General features: G+C 68.7%; 20 protein-coding genes and 1 tRNA gene. 18 read left to right on the top strand and 3 right to left on the bottom strand.

What is annotated here, in order from left to right; all coding sequences use genetic code 11:
- Positions 1 to 118 precede the first annotated feature (118 nt).
- Both RM543_RS08900 and RM543_RS08905 read left to right on the top strand, forming a co-directional pair.
- A complete protein-coding gene (locus RM543_RS08900; protein ID WP_311690707.1) occupies positions 119 to 1,267 on the top strand; it encodes a type III PLP-dependent enzyme in 1,149 nt (382 codons plus the stop codon).
- Between the two features lie 96 nt (positions 1,268 to 1,363).
- Positions 1,364 to 3,649 carry a xanthine dehydrogenase family protein molybdopterin-binding subunit gene (locus tag RM543_RS08905; protein ID WP_311690709.1) on the top strand — a complete coding sequence of 762 codons (2,286 nt, stop codon included), beginning with the start codon at positions 1,364 to 1,366 and terminating at the stop codon, positions 3,647 to 3,649.
- Between the two features lie 138 nt (positions 3,650 to 3,787).
- Here the strand turns inward: RM543_RS08905 and metF are convergent, their stop codons facing one another.
- Together metF and RM543_RS08920 are read right to left on the bottom strand one after the other, a co-directional pair.
- Entirely contained in the window at positions 3,788 to 4,657 is an 870-nt protein-coding gene (metF, locus tag RM543_RS08910) for a methylenetetrahydrofolate reductase [NAD(P)H] (RefSeq protein ID WP_311690711.1), read from the bottom strand.
- A gap of 334 nt (positions 4,658 to 4,991) precedes the next feature.
- Positions 4,992 to 6,107, bottom strand: coding sequence for a hypothetical protein (locus RM543_RS08920; RefSeq protein WP_311690713.1), 1,116 nt, complete (start codon positions 6,105 to 6,107; stop codon positions 4,992 to 4,994).
- A 167-nt stretch (positions 6,108 to 6,274) separates the two neighbouring features.
- On the opposite strand from RM543_RS08920, the gene RM543_RS08925 reads away from it, so the two are divergent.
- Entirely contained in the window at positions 6,275 to 7,063 is a 789-nt protein-coding gene (locus tag RM543_RS08925) for an inositol monophosphatase family protein (RefSeq protein WP_311690715.1), read from the top strand.
- 53 nt (positions 7,064 to 7,116) lie between these two features.
- On the opposite strand, the gene RM543_RS08930 is transcribed toward RM543_RS08925, so the two are convergent.
- The gene (locus RM543_RS08930) at positions 7,117 to 7,842 is read right to left on the bottom strand and encodes a rhomboid family intramembrane serine protease (protein ID WP_311690717.1); all 726 of its coding nucleotides are present in this window, start codon (positions 7,840 to 7,842) and stop codon (positions 7,117 to 7,119) included.
- A gap of 90 nt (positions 7,843 to 7,932) precedes the next feature.
- Between RM543_RS08930 and RM543_RS08935 the strand changes: the two genes are divergently transcribed.
- The 15 genes from RM543_RS08935 (at position 7,933) to RM543_RS09005 (ending at position 24,808) form a co-directional block, all read left to right on the top strand.
- Positions 7,933 to 8,018: transfer RNA gene (locus RM543_RS08935), tRNA-Leu, on the top strand.
- Between the two features lie 163 nt (positions 8,019 to 8,181).
- On the top strand, positions 8,182 to 8,847 hold the full coding sequence (locus tag RM543_RS08940; protein WP_311690719.1) for an SDR family NAD(P)-dependent oxidoreductase: 666 nt from the start codon (positions 8,182 to 8,184) through the stop codon (positions 8,845 to 8,847).
- 10 nt (positions 8,848 to 8,857) lie between these two features.
- A complete protein-coding gene (gene murD / locus RM543_RS08945; RefSeq protein WP_311690721.1) occupies positions 8,858 to 10,264 on the top strand; it encodes a UDP-N-acetylmuramoyl-L-alanine--D-glutamate ligase in 1,407 nt (468 codons plus the stop codon).
- Positions 10,265 to 10,550: 286 nt separating this feature from the next.
- On the top strand, positions 10,551 to 11,552 hold the full coding sequence (locus tag RM543_RS08950) for an LLM class flavin-dependent oxidoreductase (protein ID WP_311690723.1): 1,002 nt from the start codon (positions 10,551 to 10,553) through the stop codon (positions 11,550 to 11,552).
- 380 nt (positions 11,553 to 11,932) lie between these two features.
- Positions 11,933 to 13,099: a putative lipid II flippase FtsW gene (gene ftsW, locus RM543_RS08955; RefSeq protein WP_311690725.1), complete on the top strand. Its 1,167-nt coding sequence runs from the start codon at positions 11,933 to 11,935 to the stop codon at positions 13,097 to 13,099.
- 1 nt (position 13,100) lies between these two features.
- Positions 13,101 to 14,222 (top strand): UDP-N-acetylglucosamine--N-acetylmuramyl-(pentapeptide) pyrophosphoryl-undecaprenol N-acetylglucosamine transferase, encoded by a 1,122-nt coding sequence (locus RM543_RS08960; protein ID WP_311690727.1) that lies wholly within the window; start codon positions 13,101 to 13,103, stop codon positions 14,220 to 14,222.
- A gap of 22 nt (positions 14,223 to 14,244) precedes the next feature.
- On the top strand, positions 14,245 to 15,666 hold the full coding sequence (gene murC / locus RM543_RS08965) for a UDP-N-acetylmuramate--L-alanine ligase (RefSeq protein ID WP_311691352.1): 1,422 nt from the start codon (positions 14,245 to 14,247) through the stop codon (positions 15,664 to 15,666).
- A gap of 5 nt (positions 15,667 to 15,671) precedes the next feature.
- Positions 15,672 to 15,953, top strand: coding sequence for a DUF2484 family protein (locus tag RM543_RS08970; protein WP_311690729.1), 282 nt, complete (start codon positions 15,672 to 15,674; stop codon positions 15,951 to 15,953).
- A gap of 59 nt (positions 15,954 to 16,012) precedes the next feature.
- Entirely contained in the window at positions 16,013 to 16,948 is a 936-nt protein-coding gene (gene murB / locus RM543_RS08975; protein WP_311690731.1) for a UDP-N-acetylmuramate dehydrogenase, read from the top strand.
- A 154-nt stretch (positions 16,949 to 17,102) separates the two neighbouring features.
- Entirely contained in the window at positions 17,103 to 17,990 is an 888-nt protein-coding gene (locus tag RM543_RS08980; protein WP_311690733.1) for a D-alanine--D-alanine ligase, read from the top strand.
- Positions 17,987 to 19,207, top strand: a complete 1,221-nt coding sequence (locus RM543_RS08985) for a cell division protein FtsQ/DivIB (RefSeq protein WP_311691354.1) — start codon at positions 17,987 to 17,989, stop codon at positions 19,205 to 19,207. The genes RM543_RS08980 and RM543_RS08985 overlap by 4 nt, the downstream gene beginning before the upstream one ends.
- A complete protein-coding gene (ftsA, locus tag RM543_RS08990) occupies positions 19,204 to 20,538 on the top strand; it encodes a cell division protein FtsA (RefSeq protein ID WP_311690735.1) in 1,335 nt (444 codons plus the stop codon). The genes RM543_RS08985 and ftsA overlap by 4 nt, the downstream gene beginning before the upstream one ends.
- A 273-nt stretch (positions 20,539 to 20,811) precedes the next feature.
- Complete coding sequence (ftsZ, locus tag RM543_RS08995) at positions 20,812 to 22,563, top strand: cell division protein FtsZ (protein WP_311690737.1); 1,752 nt, start codon at positions 20,812 to 20,814, stop codon at positions 22,561 to 22,563.
- Between the two features lie 308 nt (positions 22,564 to 22,871).
- Complete coding sequence (gene lpxC, locus RM543_RS09000; protein WP_311690739.1) at positions 22,872 to 23,792, top strand: UDP-3-O-acyl-N-acetylglucosamine deacetylase; 921 nt, start codon at positions 22,872 to 22,874, stop codon at positions 23,790 to 23,792.
- Between the two features lie 164 nt (positions 23,793 to 23,956).
- Positions 23,957 to 24,808, top strand: coding sequence for an outer membrane protein assembly factor BamD (locus tag RM543_RS09005; protein WP_311690741.1), 852 nt, complete (start codon positions 23,957 to 23,959; stop codon positions 24,806 to 24,808).
- The last annotated feature ends 18 nt before the right edge of the window (positions 24,809 to 24,826 follow it).

Consider the following 24,826-nt stretch of genomic DNA (forward strand, 5'->3'; position numbering starts at 1 on the left):
CTAAGGGCGCGGCGAAATGTCGGTACCTGGCCTGGTTCGGAGGTTGCGTAAGCGGCTCCCAACCCGTCAGGCGGGGCAAGAGGTGGCTGCGCTCTGTTGGCAAGAAAGGGCAGAGACGATGGGGCTGAACAAGACGATCTGGGCGAACCCGTCCGATTTCATTCGCGCCGAGCAGCCGGACAATCCGGTACTCTTCTTCTCACCCGCGATCCTGCAGGCGACCGCGCGGCGGTTCCTCGATGGATTTCCGGGGCTCGTGACCTATGCGGTCAAGTCGAACCCGGACGAGATCGTCATCGCCAACCTCGATGCCGCCGGCATCCGGGGCTACGACGTCGCCTCGCTCTACGAGATCGACCTCATCGCCCGCGTCGCCCCCGGCGCCGCCATGCATTACAACAACCCCGTCCGCTCCCGCTCCGAGATCGCCGAAGCGGTGGAGAAGGGCGTGCGCTCCTTCTCGGTCGACTCGCTGTCCGAACTCGAGAAGCTCTACGAGCTGGTACCGCAGGGCGCCGAGATCTCCGTGCGGTTCAAGCTGCCCGTGAAGGGCGCGGCCTACGATTTCGGTGCGAAGTTCGGCGCGACGGCGCCGCTCGCGACCGAGCTTCTAGCACGCGCCAACGGCATGGGCTTTGTTCCCTCCCTGACGTTCCACCCCGGAACCCAGTGCACCGATCCGATGGCATGGGATGCCTATATCCGGACCGCCGCGAAGATCGCCGCGGATGCCGGTGTGACGCTGTCCCGCCTGAACGTAGGCGGCGGCTTCCCGGCGCATCGTCTGAATGCCGTGGCGCCCGAGCTCGACGCGATCTTCGCACTGGTCGACCGGGTCACGGGCGAGGCCTTCGGTGACGCGCGCCCGGCGCTCGTCTGCGAGCCCGGCCGCGGCCTCGTGGCCGAGAGCTTCTCGCTCGCGACCCGCGTCCGCGCCGTGCGCGATGCCGACCACGTCTTCCTCAACGATGGCGTCTATGGCGGCCTTGCCGAACTGCCGCTCATCGGGATCATCGACCGCGTCGAGCTGCGGGACGGCGAGGGCCGCCGGAAGTCAGGCCTGCCGGTGCCGCGCATCGTGTTCGGCCCGACCTGCGACAGCGTCGATCGTCTGCCCGGCGAGCTGCCGCTGCCCGGCGACATCGCCGAGGGGGATTACGTGATCTTCCACGGCATGGGCGCCTACTCCACGGCGACCGTGACCCGGTTCAACGGCTTCGGCGTCTTGGACATGGTGACGGCGCTTTCCCTGAACTCGGCCCAGTAAGGGCGCGTTTGTCCCGGCGGGCCGGCCATTTGGCATGGACGGCGCCGCCGGGGTGGCTAGGCTCTGACCTGAACCTCCAGACGGGACAGACGAGCCATGACCCCGAAATCCGGCACGTCGCAGGGCGGACGCTTCGAAGATAGCCGCCTCCTGAGCGGACGGGGGCGGTACACGGACGACACGGCGGCGGCCGATAGCCTCGTCGCGATCTTCCTGCGCGCGCCCGTGGCTCATGCGACGATCAGCCTGGACGGGCTGGAGGAGGCCCGGACCATGCCGGGCGTCGCGGATATCCTGACCGCCGCCGAGATCCGCGCCGAGGGGATCGACCCCGATTTGCCGGCGACACTCGTGAAGGGCGGGGCAAGCCCGCTCAGGCCCGCGCTCGCGGAGGGCCGCGTGCGGCATGTCGGCGAGGCGATCGCCTGCGTCGTGGCGACGAGCCGGGCAGCGGCGCTGGACGCCGCCGAAGCCATCGCGCTCGATTTCGAGGAACTGCCGGCGAAGCTGGACCTCGCGGAGGGCGGCGCATGTCTGCACGAGGAGGCGCCGGGGAACCGCGCCTATACCTTCCGGGCCGGGGCGTGGGACGCGGCCGACGCGGGGCTGGAGACCGCCGCGCACCGCCTGTCCTTCGAGATCGCCGACCACCGCGTGATCTGCAATCCGATGGAGCCCCGTGCGGCCTGGGCCGAATGGACGGAGGGGCGGCTGCATGTCTGCTGCGGTGGACAGAACGTCTGGTGGCTGAAGTCGCGGCTCGCGGCGTGGTTCTCGGTGCCCGAGAGCCAGGTGCGGGTGACGATCCCCGATGTCGGCGGCGGCTTCGGCACAAGGGCGATGTTCTACCCCGAATATCCCGTCCTCGCACTGGCCGCGCGACGCCTCGGTCGCCCCGTACGCTGGGCCTCCGATCGCAGCGAGACCATGCTCACCGACGCCGGCGCGCGGGATCTCGTCTCCACCGTGGAGATGGGGTTCGACGCACAGAAGCGCCTGACCGCATACCGCGTGCGCAACCTCTCCAATCTCGGTGCCTACAATTCCCAGTTCGGCCAGGGCATCCAGTGCGGCAACTTCGCCCGCGTGCTGACCGGCGTCTACGACGTGCAGGATGCGGCGATGGAGACGGTGGGAATTTATACCAACACCACGCCGACGGACGCCTATCGCGGCGCCGGGCGGCCCGAGGCGATCTACGCACTCGAGCGGGCGATGGATCAGGCGGCGCGCGTTTTCGGCGAGGACCCCGCCTCCTTCCGCCGCCGCTCGATGATCCGCCCGGGCCAGCTTCCCTATGCAACGGCGACGGGGGAGAGCTATGACGTGGGCGATTTCCCGGGCGTCCTGGACGCGCTCTGCAGTAAGGCGGACATGGGCGGTTTCGCAGCGCGGCGCGCGGCCTCCGAGGCGAAGGGCAAGCTTCGCGGCATCGGCCTCGTTTCCTATGTCGAGGCGATCCTCGGCGCGCCGGACGAGACGACCACGGTGGAGTTCACGCAGGAAGGACGCGTGCGGCTCTATGTCGGCACGCAATCGGCTGGCCAGGGACACGAGACGGTGCACCCGCGGCTCCTGGAGGCGCGGACCGGTATCCCCGCGCATGCCGTCGACGTCGTCATGGGCGACAGCGACCTGATCGCGAAGGGCGGCGGCACCGGCGGCTCCCGGTCGGTCACCGTGCAGGCGATGGTGACCGACCGCGCGGGGCAGATGATGGAGGCGGCCTTCGCGTCGTTCCTCGCCGCCGAGCTCGGTGTGCCCGAAGACGCCCTGACGTTCGAGGATGGCCGCTTCCGCGCCGAGGGCACCAATGCCGCGCCCGATTTCATGGAGGCCGCCCGGATGGCCCACGACGCGGGGCGGGGCGATCTGCTGAAGCACACGGCCACGGCGACCCTGCCGGGGCGATCTTTCCCGAACGGCGCCCACGCCGCCGAAGTCGAGGTCGACCCCGAGACCGGGGATGTCAGCCTTCTGTCCTACAAGGTGGTGGACGATTTCGGCACGCTGATCGACCCGGTCCTCGCCATCGGGCAGGTTCATGGCGGCGTGGCGCAGGGTGTCGGACAGGCGCTGATGGAGAGGGCGGCGCATGACGAGGAGGGGCAGGCGCTGGCTGTCACCTTCATGGATTACGCCATGCCGAGGGCCTACGATTTGCCGATGATCGAGTTCTCGCAGCGCCCGATCCCGTCCCCGCGCAACCCGGTCGGCATGAAGGGATGTGGTGAAGCCGGAACGGTGGGGGCCATCGCTGCGGTGTCGAACGCGGTGCAGGATGCGCTCTGGGCGCGGGGTGTGCGCAACGCGCAGATGCCGTTCACCGCCTCCCGCGTCTGGGCGATGCTGCGGGATGCCGCCGGCCGCGATCCCGCCTGATCTTTACCCGCTGGTTGCGCCTCTCGGAGCACTTCCACACCTCCAAACGGAAGCTCGGCGGACAAGACGGCTTTCGGACATGCAAACGGCCCGCGGGCTGTCGCCCCGGGCCGTTCCGTGCGTCGAGGCTATGGCGCCTCAGGCCACGTCTTCGAGCGTCGAGTCCTGCGTCACGCCCAAGGCATGGCAGACGTCACGCGTCAGGTGCGGACGGTTCAGCGTATAGAAGTGCAGCTTGTCCACCCCGCCGTCGATCAACTCGGAGCTGAGCTCGGTGGCCAGCGCCGTCGCCAGGAGATCCTGCCGACCGTCACGCTCCGCCGCCTCGAAGGCCTCGCCGAGCCATGCGGGAAGCCGCGCGCCACAGGCGGTGGCGAAGCGGCGGGTGTTCTTCCAGTTCTCGATCGGCAGGATGCCCGGAATGATCGGCGCGTCGATCCCGGCCTTGGCGCAGGCATCGCGGAAGCGGAAGAAGGTGTCCGCCTCGAAGAAGAACTGCGTGATCGCCTCGGTCGCACCCGCGTCGATCTTGCGCTTGAGCCATTCCACGTCCTGCCCGTCCCGCGTCGCCTCGGGGTGCGGATCGGGATAGGCGCCGACGCGGATGGTGAAGTCGCCCGCCTCGCGAAGGCCCTCGATGAGCTCGCAGGTGTCCCGGAACCCCTCGGGGTGGGGCGTGAAGGTGTCCATCCCCTTGGGCGGATCGCCACGAAGCGCGACGATGTCGGTCACGCCGGCCTTGGCATAGCTTCGCGCAATCTCCAGCGTCTCCTCGCGAGAGGCGTCGACGCAGGTGAGGTGCGCGGCCACGGTCAGATCGGTGGAGGCGTTGATCGCGTCCACGGCCTCATGGGTCAGCTTGCGGGTCGTGCCGCCGGCTCCGTAGGTCACGGAGACGAACCGGGGGCCGAGCGGCGCCAGCGCCTGAACGGTGTCCCACAGCTTGAAGGACGCCTGCACGCTGCGCGGCGGGAAGAACTCGAAAGACACACTCGGCACGGTCGCCATGGCGGATACCACCCTTGTTCAGTCGCAATCGGACCTTGTTTTGTCGCAACCGGATATTGCATCGGCGTACACTTGAGGCAACTTCATAATCTGCGGGACGATCATGAGTTCCGATGCATATCGAATTCCGTCATCTCAGGACAATCAAAGCCATACATGACGCTGGCGGCCTCGCACGGCCCGCCACGGCGTTTAAGTTAACACGAAGCGTGCTGTCCCACCAAGCCAAAGGTGCCGAGGGGCGGACGGACGTCTCCGCCCTTGCGCCTCTCCGCCGCGGGCCGGCGGCCTCCGCTAGCCGCAGGATCCCGCCTGAGATGGGCGCGCCGAGGCCTCAGGCGCGGATCCACGAATCGACGAAGCGCGACACGCTGCCCCACCAGCCCTGCTGCGCCTGCTGCGCGGCGATCAGCGTCTCGTGCATTCCGAGCGAGGACTTGATGAGCGGATCATCCGAATCCAGAGCCAGTTCGGCATCTTTCATCATGTGGGCCGCCGTGCGCTTGAGCCGGTCGAGATACGCGACGCCGGAGTCGAAATCCGACTGCGAGATCACCGTGTTGCCGCCGCCGAACATCTGCAGGAGCCGCATCTTGTCCCCGCCGAGACCGGAGACGAGGGTGACGGCGGCGATGAGCGGCACCTTGTCCACCGCGCCGCGCAGCCAGAGGTTGAACTTGCGATTGCTGCGCGACAGGTCGGATGCCGTTCCGCGCGCGGCCCAGAGCGTCTTCGCCTTCGTGGTGAACTTGTCGAGAACGAGGAACTCGGCGTAGCGCCAGAGGGATTCCACGGCGAACTCGAAGATCCCGGCCATGTAATCCACCGCCTTCGAGGCGAAGGCCCCGAAGGAGGACAGGGTGCCCGAGATCGAGGATTTCGCCAGTTCGAACACGCCCGAGAGCATCGCCCGGTTCATCCCCGATTCGACGCCCTTCACCAGTGTCGATGGATGGCCGTAATTGATCCTGACGTTGTACCCGGCGACGTAGCTCCTCAGCTTCTGGACGAAGGATTTCCCGGCATTCCAGAGGTTTGCGACATCCCCGACGCTGTCGAGACTGTCGGCATCGTCCATCACCTGCGCCGCGATCCACAGGGCGAGGTTCTTGCTGAAGCTGATGAGCTCGTGCGGCCCGCCGAAGAGCTCTGCGATCTGGGAGCGGAGCTCGGCCACGAAGGACGTCGCCCAGGACATCACCCTGGCAAATCCGGTCCCGGCGCCGTTCGCTCCCGCCGCGGCCGATCCGAACATCGTCAGCGGGTCGCCGATGGCCTCGTTGAAGTCGCCGAAGCCGTCCAGGCGGCGATTGGCGAGCGCGGTGAAGGCGCGGACGGAGCCGTTCACGGCCAGATCCGCGTAGGGCGATTCAACGTCGACGCCCTGCCACAGGTAAATGACACCCTGCCGCGCGTTGCGGATGCCCGGCGGGCCCTGAAGTGCTTCCATGAAATGACTCCGGTTCTCGAGACCGCGGCCTGAATGATGGCCGGCGCGGCCACCTTAATCGCCGCCCCGCACCGCGCAAGCGCCCTTCGGTCCCCGCATCGCTTGTGTCCGCCGCTTCTTGTGGCCTATACCCCGCGCCTGACCGAACCTCCCCGGGAGAGCCGCCGATGCAGGGCAGCGCAAACCTCAACGTGATGATGAAAGCCGCGCGCAAGGCCGGGCGCGGCCTCGTGCGGGATTTCGGCGAGGTCGAGAACCTCCAGGTCGGCCGCAAGGGCCCCGGAGATTTCGTGTCCCGCGCCGATATCACCGCCGAGAAGGTCATCCGCGAAGAGCTGACCCATGCCCGCCCGAATTACGGCTGGCTCGGCGAGGAGAGTGATCCGGTCGACGGCAAGGATCCCACGCGCCGCTGGATCGTCGATCCGCTCGATGGCACGACGAACTTCCTGCACGGCCTGCCGCACTGGGCCGTCTCCATCGCTCTGGAGCACAAGGGCGAGATCGTCGCCGGCGTGATCTACGATCCGACCAAGGACGAGATGTTCTATGCCGAGAAGGGGCAGGGCGCCTGGATGAACGAGCGCCGGATCCGCGTTTCCGGTCGCTTCCAGTTGTCCGAGGCCGTCTTCGCGGGCGGCATGCCGTTCGGCGCCAAGCGCACCCTGCCGGCCATGCTGCGCGACCTCGGGCGCCTGATGCCGGCCTGCGCAGGTCTTCGCCGCTGGGGCGCGGCGTCCCTGGACCTCGCCTATGTCGCCGCAGGGCGGTGCGAGGGGTTCTGGGAGCGGGAGCTGTCGCCGTGGGACATGGCCGCGGGCCTCGTCATCGTGCGCGAGGCGGGCGGCCTGATCGGCCCGATCCGCGAGGGGCAGAACATCCTCGAAAGCGGCGGCGTCATCGCCTGCAACGGCGATCTGTTCGAGCGCTTCGCCGGGATCATCCGCGAGGCCTGAGCCGCGCCGCCCGGTCCTCCGATGGATCGGGTGCGCCCCCGCCGGCGCCCGGCTCAGCGCCGCCGAACCACCGGCACCCGGCTTTTGCTGTACCTGGCCTCCTCGTGCGGCGGGTGGCCATGGGTGCGCGACCAGAAGGCCATCGCGCCGCGCTTCAGCCAGACTGGCAGGGTCAGGGCAAGGCCGATGACGAAGCCGCCAGCATGGGCCCAGTACGCGACGCCGCCGCCCGTCGGATCGCTCCCCACCGAGTTGAACAGCTGAAGCGCGAACCAGCCGAGGAGCACGATCCAGGCCGGGATCGGGATCACCTTGAAGATGATGACGAAGATGAAGAGCACGTCGACCCGCGCCTTCGGGAAGAGCAGCAGGTACCCGCCCATCACGCCCGCGATGGCGCCCGAGGCTCCGACCGTCGGGACGGTCGAGTACGGCGCCGCCGCGACATGGGCGAGCCCCGCCCCGATCCCGGCGGCGAGGTAGAAGCCCAGAAACCCCGCATGGCCCATCTCCTCCTCCAGGTTGTCGCCGAAGATCCAGAGGTAGAGCATGTTGCCCAAGAGGTGCATCCAGCCGGCATGCAGGAACATCGAGGTCACGAAGCTCAGCGGCGATGAGAGCGCCGGGATCAGCGCCCAGTCGGCGTAATAGGCGGCGAGACGCATGGGGTCGTTCGCGATGCCGAGGGACATCAGGAAGATCGCGACATTCGCGGCGATCAGCGTCCAGACGACGTAGGGCCTGCCGCCCGAGGGATTGTGGTCGCGGATGGGGAACATGGCGCGACGCTACATCCCGCCGCCGTGCCGTCAAGCGCAGGGAGGCGCTTGTGGGACCCCTCGGGGCTGTTCTATGCCTCTCCTCGCTGCGCGGGCGTGGCGGAATGGTAGACGCATGGCACTTAAAATGCTTGGGGCTGATGCCCGTGGGGGTTCGAGTCCCCCCGCCCGTACCAGCGTCTCGCGGACCGGTGGAGACATCTCGGATGCAGCTCCGCCGGGGCGGGCGCCCGTTCCGCTTCCAATGGGCCGCAGTGCCGGGAGGGTCCCGAGCCCGGACCGGTCCGATCAGCCACGGGCGGTAATGCGCCCGGGCCGCCCCGCCTCGAGGAGGACGACGTGACGAGACCAGACACACCTCGCGCCCTTGTCACGGGCGGAAACCGGGGGATCGGACGGGCCATCGCGGCCGCCCTGATCGCTGAGGGCTGCGCCGTAACGATCACCGCGCGGGATCCGGCCGCGGGGGAAGCGGCGGCGGAGGCGCTCGGCTGCGACTGGATGCGGGCGGACGTGGCCGAGCCGGAAACGCTCCACGGCCTGATCGATATGCCTTTCGACATTCTCGTGAACAATGCCGGGATCCTTCCCGAGGGCTCCCTTCTGGACAATCCCGAAGGGTTCGTGGACGCGATGGCGGTGATGGTGACGGGTCCCTTCCTGCTCATCCGCGCGCTGGCGCCCGGCATGGGACGTCGGGGCTGGGGCCGGATCGTCAATTTGTCCTCGAGCATGGGCAGCTTCGCCTCCGGCCTTTCGGGGCCGAACGGCTACGGGATCGCGAAGGCCGCGCTGAACGCGCTGACGCATGTCCTGCCGCGGGACCTGCCGGAGGGCGTGAAGATCAACGCGATGGACCCCGGTTGGGTCGCGACACGGATGGGCGGCGAGCACGCGCCCGGCGATCCCGAAGATGCAGCGGCCGAAGCGGTGCGGCTCGCGCTTCTGCCCGAGGATGGACCGACGGGCGGGTTCTGGCGTCACGGATATCGGGCCGAATGGTAGGGAGATCGGCATGATCAGGGTCAGGGGACACGAGGGCGAGCGCATCGCCGTTCTGGGGCTGGGCCGGTCGGGCCTCTCCGCGGCGAAGGCCCTCAGGGCGGGCGGCGCGCTGCCGCTGTGCTGGGATGACGGCGCCTCGGGGCGTGCCGCGGCGGAGGCGGAAGGACTGGACCTTCTCGATCCGACCGCGCCCGGCGCCCTCGAAGGCGTCGCCGCCATGATCGTCTCGCCCGGAATTCCGCATCTCTACCCCGCGCCCCATCCGGCGGTGCTCGCTGCGCTGAAGTCCGGCGTGCCGCTCGACAACGATATTGGCCTCTTCTTCCGCTCTTGGGCGGAGGAGGGCTGGGAGAGCTTCGATCTACCGCCGAAGGTGATCGCGGTCACGGGGTCCAACGGCAAGAGCACGACCTCCGCCCTCATCGCCCATATCCTGCGCGAGGCGGGGCGGGACGTTCAGCTCGCCGGCAATATCGGCGTCGGCGTGCTCGACTGCGCGCCGGCGGTGAACGGGTCGATCGCGGTGCTCGAGCTGTCCTCCTACCAGACCGATCTTGCCCGCGCGCTGACCCCGGATATCGCCGTCTTCATCAACCTCTCCCCCGACCATCTCGACCGTCACGGCGGCATGGGCGGGTATTTCGCCGCCAAGCGCAGGCTGTTCGCCGAGGGCGGGCCGGACCGCGCCGTGGTGGGGGTGGACGAGGCAGAGGGCCTTTATCTCGCCGGTCAGCTCGCCGAGGGGCCGGGAGACGACCGGGTCATCCGCATCTCCGCCGCCGGCAAGCTCGACGGGCCGGGCTGGACGGTCCATGCGCGCAAGGGTTTTCTGTCCGAGCGGCGGAAGTCGCGCCAGGTGTCCTCCGCCGATCTGCGCGAGCTTCCGGGCCTGCCGGGGGCGCACAATCACCAGAACGTCTGCGCCGCCTGGGCCGCCGTCCGCTCCCTCGGCCTGTCGCCCTCGGTGATCAAGGGCGCGCTGGCCACCTTCACGGGCCTGCCGCACCGCTCGCAGCCGGTGGGCGAGGCGGGGGGCATTCGCTTCGTCAACGACAGCAAGGCGACGAACGTGGACGCCGCGTCCCGCGCGCTCCAGGCCTTCGACAAGGTGCGCTGGATCTGCGGCGGTCTGATGAAGGAGGGAGGCCTCGACCTTCTGCACCCGCATCTGGACCGCGTGGCGAAGGCGTACGTGATCGGTCGGGAGGCCGAGGCATTTGCCCTGGCGCTGGGGCCGGGGGTGACGTCGGAGGTCTGCACCACGATGGCACAAGCGGTCGCGCGGGCGGCGGAAGAGGCGGAGCCGGGAGAGACGGTCCTCCTCGCCCCGGCAGCGGCGTCCTTCGACCAGTACGACAACTTCGAAAAACGCGGCGAGGACTTCGCCAGCGAAGTCGCGCGCGCCCTGGCGGGCTGAGGGGCCGCACCCGGAGAACCTCCGCTGGCACCGGGAAAACGTCTTTGGCAGCAGCATGCCGGAGGGGCGGGCCCCGTGGGGCACCTTGGGCTGAGGGGGGCACCTGGGTGAGGCGCTGCCGAGAAGGATCCGGCACGGCAAGAGGGCGCCGCTCCGCTTGCCGGTGGCATGTTCGCCGGGTGGGGCCCCGGGGAGGAAACGAGCCGGGCGCGCCGCAGGGGAAAGGGTTGGGGCGTCTTGCGTGCTGGCGGCGTATGCCTACGTCAGTGAACAAAGGAGTTCACCCATGCAGTATTCCGTCCTCGATCTGTCCCCCGTGCCCGAGGGGCACGATGCCGCCGAAGCGATCGCCAACACCGTCGATCTCGCGCGCCACGCCGAGGCGCAGGGCTATCGTCGCTTCTGGATGGCAGAGCATCACAACATGCCCGGCATCGCCTCCGCCGCGACCTCCGTCCTGATCGGCCATGTCGCCGGGGCCACCGAGCGCATTCGCGTGGGCGCAGGCGGCATCATGTTGCCGAACCATTCGCCGCTGATGATCGCCGAGGCCTTCGGAACGCTTGCGACGATCCATGGCGACCGGATCGATCTCGGCCTCGGGCGCGCTCCGGGGACGGACATGGCCACGGCGCGGGCTCTGCGGCGGGGCGGTGGAAACGGCGAGGAGTTTCCGAACGACGTCGTCGAGCTGATGAACTATCTCGGCGCGCCGCGCGAGGGCGCGCGGGTGCGGGCACTTCCGGGCGAGGGAACGCACGTGCCGGTCTGGATCCTCGGCTCGTCGCTCTACGGTGCGGAGCTGGCGGCGATGCTGGGGCTGCCCTACGCCTTTGCCAGCCACTTCGCTCCGCAGGCGCTGGAGCAGGCGCGGGAGCTCTATCGGACGCGTTTTCAGCCGGGCGCGCTGGATCAGCCCCGCTTCATGCTCGCGATCAACGTCTTCGCCGCCGAGAGCGACGCGCGCGGGGCTTACCTCCGCTCGTCCATCCAGCAGGCGTTCGCGCGGCTGCGTCTCGGTCAGCCGGGCAAGTTGCCGCGCCCGGTGGACGACGTGACCCAGATCCTGCCGGCGCAGGCCGTCGAGATGGCGGACGAGGCGCTGAGGATCACCGCCGTTGGCGGTCCGCAGACGGTGCGGGACAGGCTCGAGGCGCTGATCGCCGAGCATCGTCCGGACGAGGTGATCCTCACCGGGCAGATCCACGACCACGAGGCGCGCAAGGAGAGCTTCGAGCGCGCGGCAGATATCCTGAGGGATCTGGGGGCGGAACGCGCGGCGGCGTGAGGGGCGCTGTTCGCCCACGGTCGTAGTCCCTTTCCGGCCTCTGATCCCGGGCGAGGGGGGGGGCTAGGTGACGGGGGGCGCCTGGATGACGCGGGGCGCCGTCATCGGCAGGCCCATGGGGCAGGGCAGGGGGTTGGTCGTCGGCCGACCTTCACGACTGTCTCCCGGAGATCTCCCCCGGGCCGAGCCCACGTTCCGGCGCGGCCCGGCCGGCCCTCGTCCCGGTCACAACAGGGCACCTCCCCGCCGCCCGATTGAACGCTCCGGGAAAAGCAATCGATCCCGGCGCGCATTTTCCTAGAATCCTAGTGGGTGCTGCGCTACTGTCACTCTCACGAGATCCGGATAACCGGACAGGCAGAGCAGTTGGGCAGTAATCCATGACGGAAATGGTCTATGGCGCCGTGCCGATGCGCACGGGCGATGCAGTATTGCCGCGTTGGTGGCGCACGATCGACAAATGGACCATGTCCTGCATCTTCCTCCTCTTCGGGGTGGGGTTGCTTCTGGGCCTCGCGGCCTCTCCGCCGCTGGCGGAGCGCAACGGGCTCGACCCGTTCTACTACGTCGAGCGGCAGATCTTCTTCGGCGGCGTCGCGATGGCCGTCATGCTGGTCGTGTCGATGATGACGCCGGATGCGGTGCGCCGCTGGGCGGTGGTGGGCTTCCTGATCACCCTCGTCTCTCTTCTCCTGCTGCCGGTTTTCGGCACCGATTTCGGCAAGGGTGCCACGCGCTGGTTTTCCTTCGGCTTCGCCTCGGTGCAGCCGTCCGAGTTCCTCAAGCCCGCCTTCGTCGTCGTCTGCGCCTGGATGCTGTCCGCGGGGCAGGAGCCGGGCGGGCCTCCGGGCAAGACGTTGTCGCTGTGCGTGACGATCCTCGTCGTCGCCCTGCTCGTGCTGCAGCCCGATTTCGGCCAGTCGGCGCTGATCGTCTTCGCCTGGGGCGTGATGTACTTCATCGCCGGCGCGCCGATCCTGCTGCTCATGGGACTGGCGGGCTGCGCGGTCCTGTTCGGGATCGGGGCCTATTCTTCCTCCGAACACTTCGCCCGCAGGATCGACGGCTTCCTGTCCCCCGAGATCGATCCGCGTACCCAGCTCGGCTATGCCACCAACGCCATCCAGGAGGGCGGCTTCTTCGGCGTCGGCGTCGGCGAGGGGCAGGTCAAGTGGTCGCTGCCGGACGCGCATACCGACTTCATCATCGCAGTCGCGGCGGAGGAGTACGGCGTGGTCCTCGTGAGCTTCATCATCCTGCTCTACACCGTCATCGTGGTGCGCTCGCTGATGCGGCTGATGAAGGAGCGCGATCCCTTCACACGCCTCGCCGGTGCCGGGCTTGCCTGCATCTTCGGCGTGCAGGCGATGATCAACATGGGCGTCGCGGTCCGGCTCCTGCCGGCGAAGGGGATGACCTTGCCCTTCGTCAGCTACGGCGGCTCCTCCCTGATCGCGGGCGGTCTTCTCGTCGGCATGCTGCTTGCGATGACCCGGGCTCGGCCGCAGGGCGAGATCGGCGACATCCTGCTGCGGCGGGGCCGTTGAGATGGGTGCGGCACCCCTGATCGTCATCGCCGCCGGCGGAACCGGCGGCCACATGTTCCCTGCTCAGGCGCTGGCAGAGGCGATGCTGGCGCGCGGCTGGCGGGTCTCGCTCTCCACCGATGCGCGCGGCGCACGCTATACCGGGGGCTTTCCGCCCGAGGTCGAGATCCAGCGCGTCTCCTCGGCGACCCCCTCCCGCGGCGGACTGCTCGGCAAGGCGACGGTCGGCCCGCGCGTGGCCGCCGGAACGCTGAGCGCCATGACCCGGATGATGCGCGATCGCCCCGCGATCGTGGTGGGCTTCGGCGGATACCCAGCGATCCCTGCCATGGCGGCGGCGACGGCGTTGCGGCTGCCGCGCATGATCCACGAGCAGAACGGGGTTCTCGGCCGGGTGAACCAGATCTTCGCGAAGCGCGTGAACGCGGTCGCGTGCGGGACGTGGCCGACGGAGCTGCCGGAGAACGTCGAGGGCGTCCATACGGGCAACCCGGTGCGCGCGCGTGTCCTGGAGAGGGCCGAGGCGGCCTACATTCCGCCCGGCGACTACCCGATGTCGGTGCTCGTCATCGGCGGATCGCAGGGCGCGAAGATCCTGTCCGACGTGGTGCCGCCGGCCATCGCCGCGCTGCCGCTGGAGACGGTGCGCAACATCCGCGTCGCCCACCAGGCGCGCGGCGAGGATATCGAACGGGTCGCCACGTATTACGCCGAGCACGCGATCGATGCCGAGGTCGAGCCCTTCTTCGACGACCTGCCGCGCCGGATGACGGAGGCGCAGCTCGTGATCTCCCGCGCCGGCGCCTCCTCGGTCGCGGACATCTCGGTGATCGGGCGCCCCTCGATCCTCGTGCCGCTCGCCGCCGCGATCCGCGACGAGCAGAGCGCCAATGCCCGCGGCCTCGCCGATGCCGGCGGCGCCATCGTGATGCCGGAGCGCCTGTTCGAGGTCGAAGCCCTGTCGGAGCAGATCTCCGGCGTGCTGTCGAACCCGGCCGCGGCGCTCGGGATGTCCCGTGCGGCGCTGTCGCAGGGACGACCGGACGCCACCGACCGGCTGGTCGAGCTGGTGCTCGAATTGACAGGGGATGCAACCTCTGCTCAGGGACGGAAAGGACACTGAATAAATGGACGGAAGCCTGCTCATGAGCCCCGCGACGAAGCTGCCGACCGATGTCGGACCGATCCACTTTGTGGGGATCGGCGGGATCGGGATGTCCGGCATCGCCGAGGTCCTGTTGACCCACGGCTACCGGGTGCAGGGCTCCGATCTGAAGGCGAGCCCGATCACCGAGCGGCTCGAGGCGCTCGGCGCCCGCGTCTTCATCGGGCAGTCGGCGGACAACCTCGAGGGTGCGGAGGTCGTCGTGATCTCGTCGGCCATCAAGTCCGGCAATGCCGAGCTCGACGAGGCGCGGCTGAGGGGGCTGCCGGTGGTTCGCCGTGCGGAGATGCTGGCCGAACTGATGCGGCTGAAGTCCAACGTCGCCATTGCCGGCACCCACGGCAAGACCACGACGACCACCATGGTCGCCACGCTTCTCGACGCCGGCGGGATCGATCCGACCGTCATCAACGGCGGGATCATCCATGCCTACGGCTCCAACGCACGGGCGGGGCAGGGCGAGTGGATGGTGGTCGAGGCCGACGAGAGCGACGGCACGTTCAACCGGCTGCCGGCGACCATCGCGGTCGTGACCAATATCGACCCCGAGCACATGGAGCACTGGGGCACGATCGAGAACCTCCGCCGGGGGTTCACCGATTTCGTCTCCAACATACCGTTCTACGGCCTCGCCGTCTGCTGCACGGACCATCCCGAGGTCCAGGCGCTGGTCGGGCGGGTGACGGATCGCAAGGTCGTCACCTTCGGCTTCAATGCCCAGGCGGATGTCCGGGCGGTGAACCTGACCTATCGCAAGGGCGTCGCCTGTTTCGACATCGCGCTGCGCTCCGAGGAGAAGGTGATCGAGGGCTGCACCCTGCCGATGCCGGGGGATCACAACGTCTCCAACGCGCTCGCCGCAGTTGCCGTGGCCCGGCATCTGGGCATGAAGACCGAGGAGATCCGCAGCGCGCTGGCCAGCTTCGGCGGCGTCAACCGGCGCTTCACCCGCGTCGGCGAGGTGAACGGCGTGACGGTGATCGACGATTACGGCCATCACCCGGTGGAAATCTCGGCCGTCCTCAAGGCCGCGCGTCAGGCCAGCGAAGGCCGCGTCATCGCGGTGCACCAGCCGCATCGCTACTCGCGCCTGCATTCGCTTTTCGATGACTTCTGCCACTGCTTCAACGAAGCCGACGTCGTTGCCATCGCCGAGGTCTACGGCGCGGGCGAGGATCCGATCGAGGGCGCCGACCGCGATGCGCTGGTGCAGGGGCTGATCCGGCACGGCCATCGCCATGCCCGCGCCATCGTCTCCGAGGATGATCTCGAGCGGCTGGTGCGGGAGCAGGCGGGTCCGGGCGACATCGTCGTCTGTCTCGGGGCGGGCACGATCTCGACCTGGGCGAACAATCTGCCGGATCGTCTCTGCCGCGACGCGGCCGCGCAGGCCGCGGGCTAGGCCCGGTGGCCGGCGCCGCCCTCCTTGCCGGTTTCCTCTGGATGCTGGCGAGCCAGGTCGCCGGAATGCTGCCCTCGCGCCGCAGGCACTGGCCGGCCGCACTCATCCTGGTCGCCACCGGCATCCCGCTTCTGGGATGGATCACGCTCGAGACGGGGCCGCTCTTCGGCCTCCTCTTCCTGCTTGCCGGGATCTCCGTCTTGCGCTGGCCGCTCTATTTCGCCGGCCGCTGGACGGCGAGCCGGGTCGCCGGCCACAAGGGCGATGCGGGGGCCGGGGGCGAGTGAGCGCCCGTTTCCGCCGCCCTCACGGGCGGCGTGCCTCCGGCGGGGGTACTTGAAGAAAGATGAAGAGGTCCGAGATGCAGATGCCCGAGATACGCGGCCAGCTCGAGGAGCGCCGGACGATGGCCGATCTGACATGGCTTCGCGTGGGCGGCCCGGCGGACTGGTTCTTCCGGCCCGCCGATGTCGAGGATCTGTCTGCCTTCCTGTCGGCCCTGCCGGGTGACGTATCCGTCTTCACCATGGGTGTCGGCTCGAACCTGATCGTCCGCGATGGCGGGATCCGCGGCGTGGTCATCCGCCTCGGACGCGGCTTCAACGGGGTCGAGGTGGACGGGGATCGCGTCGTCGCCGGAGCGGCGGCGCTCGACGCCCATGTTGCGCGCAAGGCGGCCGCGGCGGGGCTGGACCTCACCTATCTTCGCACCATCCCCGGCGCGATCGGCGGCGCCGTGCGGATGAACGCCGGCTGCTACGGCACCTACACCGCGGATCGGCTGGAGAGCGTCGAGCTGGTCCTTAGGGACGGCACGCGGCAGACGCTGGCCGCCGAGGCGCTGAACTTCGCCTACCGCTCGAGCGAGCTGCCGGACGGCGCCGTGATCGTCTCCGCGACGTTCCGGGCGCCCCGCGGCGAGGCGGATGCGCTCGAAGCGCGGATGGCGGAGCAGGTCGCGGCGCGGGATGCGTCCCAGCCGGTCAAGGCGCGCTCGGCCGGCTCCACGTTCCGCAATCCGGCCGGGTTTTCCTCCACCGGGCGGGCCGACGACGTCCACGATCTGAAGGCCTGGAAGGTGATCGACGAGGCCGGGATGCGCGGTGCGCGCCGCGGCGGTGCGGTAATGAGCGAGAAGCATTGCAACTTCCTGCTGAACGAGGGGGACGCAACGGCGGCCGATCTCGAAGGTCTGGGCGAAGATGTGCGGAAAAAGGTTTACGATTCCAGCGCAATAACATTAGAGTGGGAAATCATGCGGGTCGGAGAACCCGGGGCCTGACAATAGGCGGCATCCAATGCCGCAGGACGGCCGGTAACGAGGACAGTGCGGGGCCGATACAGGCGCGGCCCCGGTTTTCAAGAGACAACAAGGGCCACGCGATAAGGCCCGTGAACACGAGGCGGGCGGTTTGTCGGGCAGGGCATCCCCCATAGTGGCGGTCCTCAAGGGAGGACTCTCGGCGGAGCGCGAAGTCTCGCTCTCCTCGGGGCGTGAATGCGCCGCCGCGCTCAGGGGCGAACAATTCGAGGTGGTCGAGATCGATGCCGGCGCGGATATCTGCGCCCGGCTCGAGGAGCATGCACCGGACGTCGTCTTCAATGCACTCCACGGGCGCTGGGGCGAGGACGGCTGCATCCAGGGCCTGCTCGAATGGATGCGCCTCCCCTACACTCATTCCGGCGTTCTCACCTCGTCCCTCGCGATGGACAAGGAGCGCACAAAGGACACTTATCGCGCGGCCGGGCTTCCCGTCGTGGAGAGCCGCCTTGCGACGCGTGACGAGATCATGGCGGGCCACGTCCTGCCGGTCCCCTACGTGGTGAAGCCGTACAACGAGGGATCCTCGGTCGGCGTCTACATCGTTCGGGACGGGAGCAACGGGCCAGCGCTCGGCGCCGCCTCCCCCGCGGTGATGATGGTCGAGGCCTTCGTGCCGGGCCGCGAGCTGACCGTGACGGTCCTGAACGGCAGCGCGCTCGGGGTGACCGACATCGTCACCGAGGGGTGGTACGATTACGAGGCGAAATACGTCCCCGGCGGGTCCCGCCACGTGGTTCCCGCAGAGATCCCCCGCGAGATCGAGGAGGCCTGCCGCCATTTCGCCGAGGCCGCGCATCTGGCGCTCGGCTGCCGCGGCATCTCCCGCACCGACTTCCGCTGGAACGAGGCGCTCGGGCTCGAGGGGCTGGTGCTTCTGGAGACGAACACGCAGCCCGGCATGACCCCGACATCGCTGACCCCCGAGCAGGCGGCCCATGCCGGCATCCCCTTCGGCGCACTCTGCCGCTGGCTCGTGGAGGACGCCTCGTGCGACAGATGAGGAGCGACCCCGGTTTTCGCGGCTCAGGGAGCCGGACGCCGTCCCCGGGCGCCGGCGACGTGCCCGAAACGGGCTGGTCCGGGCCTGACTGGGCACCGTTCCGCGGGCCGGAGCCCGAGGAGGACGACATCTGGGTGGAGGCGCCCGACGAGGACGCCCTGCTTGAGCCCCTCGATGACAACTCAGAGGTCTGGAACGAGCCGGACTGGGCCGAGCCCGAGCATAGCGGACCCGGCTGGGCCGGTCCGGGGGCCGTGTCGCTTGAGCCGGCTGCCGCGGAGACCGCCCGTGCGCCCCGGCGCCAGGCCGGACGGCGCGGGTTGCGGGGCCTCTTCGGCGCGCATGCAACCGACGAGGAACGCCGCGATCCGGCGCCGTCACGACTTGCCTACAAGATGGAGCGTCTCTGGCTGCGGCCCGGCCTGCGCCGCCTGGTGCGGATCGGATTGCCGATGGCGGCCTGCGCCATGGCCGCGAGCTGGTACTTCTCGGACGAGACGCGGCGCGCCGAGGTTGAGTCCTACGTGGTCACCACACGGGACTGGGTACAGCAGCGCCCCGAGTTCATGGTCGAGATGCTGGCGGTGGACGGCGCTTCGCCGGAGCTGACGCAGGCGGTGCGGGAGGCGACGCGTGCGGACCTGCCGCTGTCCTCCTTCGATCTCGATCTCGACCGGATGCGCGCCGATATCGAGGCCCTGTCGGCGGTGCGCGAGGCGCAGCTCAGGGTTCGTCCGGGCGGCGTCCTGCAGATCGAGGTGTCCGAGCGTGAGCCGGCCATGGTCTGGCGCTCCCGCAAAGGGTTGTCGCTCCTCGACTCCGAGGGCGTGCGCATCGCCGGCATCGAGGAGCGGGGCGACTGGCCGGCACTGCCGCTCATTGCAGGGGACGGGGCGAACGACGCCGTGACCGAGGCGATGAACCTCGTGGCGGCCGCGCAGCCGCTTCAGGAGCGCTTCCGCGGGCTGGTGCGGATGGGCGAGCGGCGCTGGGACGTCGTGCTCGACCGCGGCCAGCGCATCATGCTGCCGGAGACGCAACCGGCGCAGGTGCTCGAGCGCCTGATCGCTCTCGACGAGGCGCACAAGATTCTCGAGCGGGCCGTGACCCGTGTCGACCTGCGCGATCCAGCGCGTCCGACCCTGAGGGTCGCGGCGGCGTCGATCGACCAGCTCCGGGCCATCATGGCCGGGTCCATCCAGAAGGTGAGCGAATGACCGACCTCTACCAGTCTCAGCGAATGATGCGGCGCATGCGGCAGCAGGCGCTCGATCGCGGCGTCATCGCGATCCTGGATGTCGGTACGTTCAAGATCGCCTGCCTCGTGCTGCGCTTCGACGGCGAGACGCGCTTCCGCGAGAGTGACGGGATCGGGTCTCTTGCAGGGCAGGCGGGGTTCCGGGTGATCGGGGCTGCGACCACGCGCTCCCGCGGCGTGGCCTTCGGCGAGATCGATACGATGAACGAGACCGAGCGGGCGATCCGCACGGCCGTCCAGGCGGCGCAGAAGATGGCGGGCATGAGGGTCGATCACGTCATCGCCTGCTTCTCCGGCGCCCATCCGCGCTCCTACGGTCTCGAGGGCCGCATCGATCTCGACGACAGCGTGGTCGAGGGCGGCGATGTCGCGCGGGTGCTGGCGGCCTGCGACGTTCCCGATTTCGGGAACAACCGCGAGGTTCTGCACGCACAGCCGGTCAACTTCTCGATCGACCATCGCTCCGGTCTCGGGGATCCGCGCGGCCAGATGGGCAATTCGCTGTCGGCGGACATGCACCTGCTCACAGTGGACACGCAGCCGATCCAGAACCTGCTCTACTGCATCAAGCGCTGCGATCTCGAACTCGCGGGCCTCGCCTCCTCGGCCTATGCCGCCGGCATTTCGGCGCTGGTCGAGGACGAGCAGGAGCTGGGCTCGGCCTGCATCGACCTCGGCGGCGGGACGACGGGCCTCTCCGTCTTCATCAAGAAGCACATGATCTACTCGGACGCGGTGCGCATCGGCGGGGACCACGTCACGGTGGATATCTCCAAGGGCCTTCAGATCCCGCTCTCCACCGCGGAGCGCATCAAGACGTTCTACGGCGGCGTCGTCGCCACCGGGATGGACGATCGGGAGATGATCGAGATCGGCGGCGATACCGGCGACTGGGAGCATGACCGGCGCACGGTCAGCCGCGCCGAGCTCATCGGCATCATGAGGCCGCGGGTCGAGGAGATCCTCGAGGAGGTCCGCGCAAGGCTGGACGCCGCCGGTTTCGACCACCTGCCGGCGCAACAGATCGTCCTCACCGGGGGCGGCAGCCAGATCCCCGGTCTCGACGGGCTCGCATCCCGCATCCTGGGGCAACAGGTCCGGCTCGGCCGTCCGCTGCGTGTCCAGGGTCTGCCGCAGGCGGCGACGGGTCCGGCCTTCGCCAGCTCCGTCGGGCTCGCGCTCTTCGCCGCGCATCCGCAGGACGAGTGGTGGGACTTCGAAATTCCATCCGATCGCTACCCGGCCCGATCGCTGAAGCGCGCGGTTCGATGGTTCCGCGACAACTGGTGACCGCAGGATCTTGCGTGGACCTACCTTCACGGGCGGCGAACACTTGCCGCCCACACCATATTCTGCAGTGCTGCTGCGTTTTTCGGGTGACGCCGGGATCGTGACCGCGTAAGATTCTCTTAATCCACTGGACAATGCCCTTTCGGCCACACCTGGCCCCGGGCTGACGGGGAGACGGGGGCAGAGATCCTTCGGGTCGCGAAGACCAAAAGGCAACGAGAACAGGGCCTGAATGCCGGGGCGGGCAGGGTCCGGAAAACAGGCGGAGCGGACATGACACTCAACCTCAGCATGCATGACAGATCCGACGAACTGAAGCCGCGTATCACGGTCTTCGGCGTCGGCGGTGCGGGCGGCAACGCTGTCAACAACATGATCGAGAAGAACCTGCAGGGCGTGGAGTTCGTGACCGCGAATACCGATGCCCAGGCGCTGTCCCAGAGCCAGGCCGCGGCCCGCATCCAGATGGGTGTGAAGGCGACCGAGGGTCTCGGCGCCGGTGCGCGGCCGTCGGTGGGCGCCCTTGCCGCCGAGGAGACGATCGAGGAGATCGTCGACCATCTCGCCGGCGCGCACATGTGCTTCATCACGGCCGGCATGGGCGGCGGCACCGGAACCGGCGCCGCGCCGATCATCGCTCAGGCCGCCCGCGAGCTCGGTGTCCTGACGGTGGGCGTCGTGACCAAGCCCTTCATGTTCGAAGGCGGCAAGCGGATGCGGCAGGCCGAAGAGGGCGTCGAGCGCCTTCAGAAGGTCGTCGACACGCTGATCATCATTCCCAACCAGAACCTCTTCCGTCTGGCCAACGAGAACACGACCTTCACCGAAGCGTTCGCGCTTGCGGACGACGTGCTCTACCAGGGCGTGAAAGGCGTGACCGACCTCATGGTCCGTCCGGGTCTCATCAACCTCGACTTCGCCGACGTCCGCGCCGTGATGGACGAGATGGGCAAGGCGATGATGGGCACCGGCGAGGCCGAGGGCGACGAGCGCGCCAAGCAGGCCGCCGAACGCGCCATCAACAACCCGCTGCTCGACGAGATCAGCATGGCCGGCGCCAAGGGCGTCCTCATCAACATCACCGGCGGCGAGGATCTGACCCTCTTCGAACTGGACGAGGCCGCCAACGTGATCCGCGAGCTGGTGGACGAGGAAGCCAACATCATCATCGGCTCCACCCTCGACCCCGAGATGCAGGGCAAGATGCGCGTCTCCGTCGTCGCCACCGGCATCGATGCGGTGGTCAAGAGCGACATCCCCGTTCCGCGCCGCTCCCTCGCCGCGCCGCTCCAGCAGCCCCAGCAGGTTGCCGAGCCGGAGTACGAGGAGGTCCAGGAGCAGGACCACTACTACGAGGAAGCGCCGCGCCCCGCTCCGGTCCGTGCCGTCCGCGAGGAGGCCCCGGCCTTCCGCGCCGCCCCGCGTCCCGCGCCGGCGCCCGCACCCGAGCAGTCCTATGACGACGAAGACGCCGGCGGCCCCTCCCTCTTCGAGGGGATCGGCGAAGACGAGAACGGCGATGACGGTCTGCCCGCTCCGGCCTACAGGCCGGCGGCCCGCGCTCCGGAGCCGGCGCCCCGCCGCGAAGCGCCTCGCGGCAATGCCGACGTTCCGGGCGAGGCCTTCGTCGCGCCCAAGGGCGGCAGCCGCGGTCAGCCCTCCCCGGAGGCAATCGCCCGGCTTCAGGCTGCGGTGAACAAGGCCGCTCCCCGCGCCGCGCAGGGCACGACGCCCCGTCCGCAGCCGCAGGTCCAGGCCCGTCGTCCGCAGCCGCAGCAGGCGTCCGATCAGCCGCAACAGGCCGCCGGCGACCGCCAGCGCTTCGGCATCGGCAACCTGATCGGCCGCATGTCCGGCCATGGTCACGAGGGCGGCATGCCGCAGGACCGCGGAACCGCCGCGACCGCGCGCCAGCAGCCGCCGATGGAGCGTCAGCAGTTCGAGCAGGCCTACGAGGAGGACGAAGCGTCCACCGAGCAGGAGAAGATCGAGATCCCCGCGTTCCTGCGTCGCCAGGCCAACTGAGGGTCACGTACACGTTAACGATGAAAGGGGTCGCCTTGGGGCGGCCCCTTTTTCGTATGGCGACCAAAGCGATAGCACCTGCGACCCGATGCCTCGCGAAGTATCGCCGATCCCTTTTGGCGGGTGTTACAAACGGTCACAATCTTTGAGTTGTCGACTGGCCTCCCCCCTTTTACGTCACTTGCACTGCCCGAAGTGGGTTCGGGCCGGGTGTGCCGCAAAGGCATGACCTCATCGAGAGAACGGCGGCGCCGCAACGTGCGCCACTTGAGCAAAAGCCGTTCCGGACACTGGCGTGCGAGGCTGCGATGCAGACGACACTTCATGCAAACGTGACGCTCGACGGCGTCGGCCTTCACTCGGGCGCGCCCGTTCGCGTGATCCTTCGCCCGGCCGAGGCCGGAACCGGCGTCCGGTTTCGTCGCGTCGATGTCCTGCCCACGCTGGCCGACATTCCCGCACGCTGGGATCTCGTCGAGCCGACGCCGCTCTGCACTCGGCTCGTGAACGAGTTCGGCACCTCGATCTCCACCGTGGAGCACGTCATGGCGGCCCTGTCCGGCTGCGGTGTGCACAACGCCATCGTGGAAGTCTCCGGACCCGAAATTCCGATCCTCGACGGCAGCGCTGCGCCGTTTGCCGAGGCGATCCTCGATGTGGGCCTGGTGGATCTGGATGCACCGCTCAAGGCGCTGCGGATCCTGCGGCCGGTCGAAGTGCGCTCCGGCGCCGCCCGCGCGAGGCTGGCGCCCGCCGATCATCTCCATATCTCGTTCGACATCGATTTCCCGGATCGCGCCATCGGCGCGCAATCCCGCCGGCTCGACATGGCCAACGGCGCGTTCCTGCGCGAGCTCTGCGACAGCCGCACGTTCTGCCGCGCCGCCGATGTCGAGGCGATGCGAGCCCGCGGTCAGGCGCTTGGCGGGACATATTTCAACGCCGTCGTGGTCGATGGCGAGCGGATCCTGTCCCCCGGCGGTCTGCGGCACAGGGACGAGCCGGTCCGCCACAAGATGCTCGATGCGCTCGGGGATCTCGCGCTCGCCGGCGCGCCGATCCTCGGCGCCTACGAGGGCGTCCGTGCGGGCCACACGCTGACGAACCAGCTCCTCCGGCGGCTCTTCTCGGTGCCGGGCGCGGTGGACATCGTGACCTGCGATGCCGTGACGCTGCGCAAGTTGCCCGGGGCAGGGGTGCGCGCCTCCGATCTCAGGGCCGTTGCCTGAACGCCTCGCGCCTCGCGCAGCTGCGATCCCGAAATGCCGGGCTATGGCTTTTGCTCCCCAAATCTTCTGTGCTAGACGGTGCGGGCGCCGATCGGGCCGAGCCAGGGCCGGTGCGCGATCAAGCGATGTTTCCGGGAGACGGACCAGATGACGGAGCGGCGCTCATGAGTATCGGAACGCGCGCGACTCGGCTCGCATCCGTGATTGCCCTTGTCGCGGCGCTCGGCGCCTGCGGGCAGGAGCGCGGCGTCTTCTCGAGCCGTCAGGTGCCGCTCGAGAACTTCGGCCCCGAGGAGATCTACCAGCGCGGCGAGGCGGATCTGCAGGACAAGGAGTACGAGGACGCAGCGGAGCTCTTCGCGGAGGTCGAGCGTCTCTATCCGTATTCCCAGTGGGCGCGCCGTGCGCTGATCATGCAGGCCTACTCCCATCACCTGGACCGGGATTACGAGAATTCCCGCGGCGCCGCGCAGCGCTACATCCAGTTTTACCCGGCGGAGGAGGATGCTGCCTACGCGCAGTATCTCCTCGCGCTGTCCTATTACGACCAGATCGACGAGGTCGGCCGCGACCAGGGCCTGACCTTCCAGGCGCTGCAATCGCTCCGCACCGTGATCGAGGTGTATCCAGACAGCGAATATGCCCGCTCCGCGATCCTGAAGTTCGACCTTGCCTTCGACCATCTCGCGGCGAAGGAGATGGAGGTCGGTCGCTACTACCTGCGCCGCGATCACTTCACGAGCGCGATAAGCCGCTTCCGCGTCGTCGTCGAGGAATTCCAGACGACCACGCATACCCCGGAGGCGTTGCACCGTCTCGTGGAGGCGTATCTCTCGCTCGGGCTCGAGAATGAGGCGCAGACCGCCGGCGCGATCCTCGCCTACAACTTCCGTTCGACCGAGTGGTACGAGGACAGCTACCGTCTGCTTGTCCAGCGCGGGCTGAAGGCCGAGGCGCAGGGCGACAGCTGGCTGCGCCAGATCTATCGCCAGACCGTCAAGGGCGATTGGCTCTGATCGGGTAGGTCCCGGCGC

This window comes from Tropicimonas omnivorans (genome assembly GCF_031846565.1).
Taxonomy (GTDB): domain Bacteria; phylum Pseudomonadota; class Alphaproteobacteria; order Rhodobacterales; family Rhodobacteraceae; genus Tropicimonas_B; species Tropicimonas_B omnivorans.